This window comes from Vibrio sp. 10N.222.48.A3, assembly GCF_041475345.1.
Lineage (GTDB): Bacteria > Pseudomonadota > Gammaproteobacteria > Enterobacterales > Vibrionaceae > Vibrio > Vibrio tasmaniensis_A.
Map to the genome: position 1 here is coordinate 1 of NZ_JBFRVX010000273.1, position 5,467 is coordinate 5,467.

Annotated in this window: 7 protein-coding genes; 6 read left to right on the plus strand and 1 reads right to left on the minus strand. The window is 43.5% G+C overall.

The features are described from left to right. Positions 1-489, minus strand: a 489-nt coding sequence (locus AB4653_RS08960; protein WP_372103896.1) for a type IV pili methyl-accepting chemotaxis transducer N-terminal domain-containing protein, incomplete at its 3' end; no start/stop codon positions are given. Between the two features lie 253 nt (positions 490-742). Here AB4653_RS08960 and napF point away from each other — a divergent pair. From napF to AB4653_RS08990, 6 genes are all read left to right on the plus strand, one after another. Next, on the plus strand, positions 743-1,222 hold the full coding sequence (gene napF, locus AB4653_RS08965; protein WP_017097479.1) for a ferredoxin-type protein NapF: 480 nt from the start codon (positions 743-745) through the stop codon (positions 1,220-1,222). A 23-nt stretch (positions 1,223-1,245) separates the two neighbouring features. After that, positions 1,246-1,551 carry a chaperone NapD gene (locus tag AB4653_RS08970; protein ID WP_009845453.1) on the plus strand — a complete coding sequence of 102 codons (306 nt, stop codon included), beginning with the start codon at positions 1,246-1,248 and terminating at the stop codon, positions 1,549-1,551. Further along, complete coding sequence (napA, locus tag AB4653_RS08975; protein WP_009845454.1) at positions 1,548-4,037, plus strand: periplasmic nitrate reductase subunit alpha; 2,490 nt, start codon at positions 1,548-1,550, stop codon at positions 4,035-4,037. Before AB4653_RS08970 ends, napA begins: the two co-directional genes overlap by 4 nt. Positions 4,038-4,162: 125 nt before the next feature. After that, a complete protein-coding gene (locus AB4653_RS08980; protein WP_009845455.1) occupies positions 4,163-4,624 on the plus strand; it encodes a nitrate reductase cytochrome c-type subunit in 462 nt (153 codons plus the stop codon). 29 nt (positions 4,625-4,653) lie between these two features. Continuing rightward, the gene (locus AB4653_RS08985; RefSeq protein WP_009845456.1) at positions 4,654-5,235 is read left to right on the plus strand and encodes a NapC/NirT family cytochrome c; all 582 of its coding nucleotides are present in this window, start codon (positions 4,654-4,656) and stop codon (positions 5,233-5,235) included. Positions 5,236-5,246: 11 nt separating this feature from the next. Further along, entirely contained in the window at positions 5,247-5,384 is a 138-nt protein-coding gene (locus AB4653_RS08990) for a TIGR02808 family protein (RefSeq protein ID WP_009845457.1), read from the plus strand. Positions 5,385-5,467 lie beyond the last annotated feature (83 nt).

The following is a 5,467-nucleotide window of genomic DNA, read 5'->3' on the forward strand; positions in this document are numbered from 1 at the left end:
TATTCCACCTAGACCTATACCACCAGCCCATGCCAATTTAATTAATTTATTTTCTGAAAATTCTTGTAACTTAAAAACAAAGCGGTCGATTTCAATAACAAAATTTTCAACAAGTACCAGGTAGTGTTTTCTATCTTCGCTATTTAAGACCTGCTTCAATTCATGCCAACGGCCAATTATTAAATAATAATCATTTGTAATATCAGTTGGCACTTCCCAACTCACCAAATTAGTCATCGATGTGGAATAAAGGGAACTTTCAAATTCACGAATATGAGAATCGTAATCCACTGATTCTATTTGAATATCATGCGCTAAACGGTAGCTTTGCATGCGCATCGAGCCAGCCACATTAACCGCCTCGGCATCATTAAGGCTGGACGCCAATGTAAAAATAGCAAAACCGGTGGTGGCAACTGAAAGGAGCAATATAAATAGCAATGATTTAGCTATTGTACTCGTCACAGATGAAACAGGTTTAATAAGCAAAGTTAATATCCTGAAGGTATAAAAATGGCTATCGGGAACCTATTGTCACACATCAAAAAACAGAGCTCCATTCAATATGTGACCAAACGCTTCATAATTTATTGATCTAAGACAATATAGGATCCTATTTAGCCCTTAAGGGGTATTTATACAAATATTTCTAAAACTACACTACTTGTGAGGATAAATGACAAGATATTAACGAAACAATGATCTACAATTACAACATCTTAGCAACATTAGTAGGCATTTAGTGGTAGACCTATCGAGACGACGCCTATTTTCTAGGCGAAAAGTAGATTCAAGCCAAATTCGATTGCCTTGGATTAAAAGTCTAGAAAGCTTCGCAGATGATTGTACACGTTGTGGTAAATGCATCGAAAGTTGCGAGACACACATCATCATTGTCGGCGACGGTGGTTTTCCTACTGTCGACTTCTCAAAAGACGAATGTACATTCTGTTATCAATGTGCAGACGTTTGTCCAGAGCCAATTTTTAAACCCGAGGAAGAAACGCCTTGGCTGGCAAAAGCAACTATCTCTGATAAATGCTTGGCCCAACAAAATGTTGAATGCCGAAGCTGTGGTGACATGTGTGAACCTATGGCGATTCAATTTCAACTTAGAGCAGGCAGTGTTGCTCTACCAAAAATCGAGTTAGATGAGTGTAGCGGTTGTGGAGCCTGCGTAGCAGTTTGCCCTACTTCGGCTATTCTTGTGAGTAATGCATAAAACAAAAATAACGAGAGCAATTTATGGCACTAAATGAAGTGCATATATCAAGTTTAGTCGTGCATGTGAGCCCAGAGCATCTAGACGAGATCAAAGCACAAATCGAGCAATACGATAATGCGGAAATCTACGGCAGTAGCCCTGAAGGCAAAATCATCGTGGTCCTAGAAACCGAGAACCAAGGTTTTGTTACGGACACCATCGAAGAAATTAATAATATTACGAACGTTTTAGGGACAGCTTTGGTTTATCACCAAATCGAGACTGGACTAGACGAAACGGATTTAGAAACTGGAAGCAACAATTCTCAACTTGAGGGTGAAGTATGAAAATGACAAGACGCGCGTTTGTGAAAGCAAACGCAGCTGCATCAGCGGCAGCCGTTGCAGGTGTAACTCTACCAGCAACAGCAACCAACCTGATTGCTAGCTCTGATCAAACAAAAATCACGTGGGATAAAGCGCCTTGTCGTTTTTGTGGTACGGGCTGTTCGGTACTAGTTGGTACTCAAAACGGTAAAGTGGTCGCGACTCAAGGCGACCCAGAAGCACCTGTAAACAAAGGCCTTAACTGTATTAAAGGCTACTTCCTTTCAAAAATCATGTACGGTAAAGACCGTCTTGAACAGCCTCTTCTTCGTATGAAAGATGGTGAGTTCCACAAAGATGGTGATTTTGCACCAGTATCTTGGGACAAAGCTTTCGACGTAATGGCTGAGAAATGGAAAGCCGCTCTGAAGAAGAACGGTCCAACAGGCGTTGGTATGTTCGGTTCCGGCCAGTGGACAGTAATGGAAGGCTACGCAGCGGTTAAGCTGATGAAAGCGGGCTTCCGTTCAAACAACATCGATCCAAATGCTCGTCACTGTATGGCATCTGCGGTAGGTGCATTCATGCGTACTTTCGGTATCGATGAGCCAATGGGTTGTTACGATGACTTTGAACACGCAGATGCATTCGTACTGTGGGGTTCAAACATGGCAGAAATGCACCCAGTACTATGGACTCGTATTACAGACCGTCGTCTAAGCCACCCACACGTTAAAGTAAACGTACTGTCTACTTACTACCACCGTTCTTTCGAGCTTGCAGACACAGGTTACATCTTCGAACCTCAATCAGATCTAGCGATTGCTAACTTCATCGCTAACTACATCATTCAAAACGATGCGGTGAACTGGGAATTCGTGAACAAACACACGAACTTCAAGCAAGCAACAACAGACATCGGTTACGGCCTTCGTGACAATGACCCACTACAGAAAGCCGCTGCGAACCCTAACTCAGGTAAAATGACTGATATCAGCTTCGAAGACTACAAAGCTTCTGTTGCTGAATACACCGTTGAAAAAGCATCTGAAATGTCAGGTGTATCTCAAGATGACCTTATCAAGCTGGCTAAGCAATACGCAGATCCAAACATCAAAGTAATGTCACTTTGGACTATGGGTATGAACCAACATACTCGTGGTGTATGGATGAACAGCCTTGTGTACAACATCCACCTTCTTACAGGTAAGATTTCTACTCCAGGTAACAGCCCATTCTCACTTACTGGCCAACCATCTGCATGTGGTACAGCTCGTGAAGTAGGTACGTTCTCTCACCGTCTACCGGCAGATATGGTGGTTGCTAACCCTAAACACCGTAAGATTGCAGAAGACATCTGGAAGCTTCCAGAAGGCACTATCCCACCTAAACCGGGTAAACACGCTGTTGCGCAAGACCGTGCGTTAAAAGATGGTACGATCAACGCGTACTGGGTAATGTGTAACAACAACATGCAAGCTGGTCCAAATATCAACACTGAACGTCTACCAGGTTACCGTAACCCAGACAACTTCATTGTATGTTCTGACCCGTACCCAACAGCAACAGCTCAAGCTTCTGACCTTATCCTTCCAACAGCAATGTGGATTGAAAAAGAAGGTGCTTACGGTAACGCTGAGCGTCGTACACAAGCATGGTACCAACAAGTTAAAACCGTAGGTGAAGCAAAGTCTGACCTATGGCAAATCATGGAGTTCTCTAAACGCTTCACTGTTGAAGAAGTTTGGGGCGAAGAGCTTCTAGCTAAAGCACCTGAGTATCGTGGTAAAACCATGTACGACGTGCTGTACAAAAACGGCAACGTTGATGCATTCCCACTGTCTGAAGCACAAGAGCTTAACGACGATGCTCAAGCTCAAGGTTTCTACGTTCAAAAAGGTCTATTCGAAGAATACGCAGCCTTTGGTCGCGATCACGGTCACGATTTAGCACCTTACGACACTTACCACAAAGTCCGTGGCCTACGTTGGCCTGTTGTTGACGGTAAAGAAACACTGTGGCGCTTTAAAGAAGGTTCAGATCCATACGCTAAGAAAGGTTCTGGTTGGGATTTCTACGGTAAACCAGATGGTAAAGCTCTTATCATCAATGCTCCTTACGAAGCACCACCAGAAGTGCCAAGCGACGAATACGACATGTGGTTATGTACAGGTCGTGTTCTTGAGCACTGGCACACAGGTACTATGACTCGTCGTGTACCAGAACTTTACAAAGCAGTACCGGATGCACTTTGTTACATCCACCCTGCTGACGCTAAAGCTCGTGGCCTTCGCCGTGGTGATGAAGTTCTTATCGAAAACAAACGTGGTGAAGTACGCGTTCGTGTTGAAACTCGTGGTCGTAACCGTCCACCACAAGGCTTGGTATTCGTACCATTCTTTGATGCAAGAATTCTGATCAACAAGTTGATCTTGGATGCAACGGATCCTCTGTCTAAGCAGACGGATTACAAGAAGTGTCCAGTTAAGATCACTAAGGTTTCTTAAGAGCCAAGCGCTTTTCGAACCTAGATACAAGATCTAACGTATTTAATATTGCGACTACTTTTTTCATCACTTTTTGAAGGAAGTAGTCCACTCAAAGAATTAGCCTTTAGGCGGAGAAATTAACCATGAAAAAACTGATTACTGCCCTACTATCAGCTGGTCTTTTGCTAGCTGGTGCAGTTCAAGCTCAAGCTGAGCTGGATAACCCAGGCGGCATTGGTGGCGTAGAATCTCTACGTGGTGCAAGTGAACTTGAAGCAACTCGCGCAGCAGATGACTTCAAAAAGTTTCCTCGTGACCAAGTACTTGAGAGTGACTACGTATACCAACCACCTTTAGTGCCTCATACTATTCGTAGCTATGAAGTGTCTCTTAACGCTAACAAGTGTCTTGCTTGTCATAGCTGGAAAAACGCAAAAGAAATGGGTGCAACTAAAGTGAGTGTAACTCACTACATGAACCGCGAAGATGCGGTACTTGCTGATGTTTCACCTCGTCGTTACTTCTGTCTACAGTGTCACGTACCTCAAGCTAATGCTAAACCGCTAGTTGAGAACGAGTTCAAACCTGTAGATTCACTGCGTTAATCGTAGCCGGACTGTAAGAGAGGCTATATATGATAAAATTACTTAAAGCGTTTTGGAAAAGACTCGCGACACCAAGTAAAGCAGCGGTAGGCGTTGTTTTATTCTTGGGTTTCTCGGGTGGTCTTTTGTTCTGGGGTGCATTCAACACAGGTATGGAAGCAACCAATACGGAAGAGTTCTGTTCTGGTTGTCACGCACCTATCGTTGCTGAAATCCAAGAAACAATTCACTACTCTAACCGTTCTGGTGTTCGTGCTATCTGTTCAGACTGTCACGTACCTCATGAGTGGACAGATAAAATTGTTCGTAAGGTTCAGGCTTCTAAAGAGCTATACGCACACTTTATTGCGAAAACCATCAATACTGAAGAAAAGTTCAAAGCACGTCGTGCTCACTTAGCAGAACGCGAATGGGCTCGATTGAAAAAGAATGATTCACTTGAGTGTCGTAACTGTCACCAGTTCGATTACATGGACTTCTCAGAGCAGAGCCCTCGTAGTGCGAAACAACACTCGACAGCGCTAGCTTCTGGTGAAAAAACGTGTGTAGACTGTCACAAAGGTATCGCACACAAACTACCAGACATGCACGGCGTTGAAGGCTGGCAATAAGGAGCGATTGAATGAGTACTTTAGAGAACGTAATTTGGCACATCCTAGGTTACAGCGCTATGCCAGTTATCATTCTTGGTGGCTTTGCAGGTGTTGCAGCCGTATCTCTTTGGCTTTTATCTATGACTAAAGACAAAGAAATCGATTAGAAATCGAAGAGTACGTCAACTTTTATCAGCTAATTTTAATCCATTCTGATATGGGTTGACTCTAAAAAGCCACTGATTTCAGT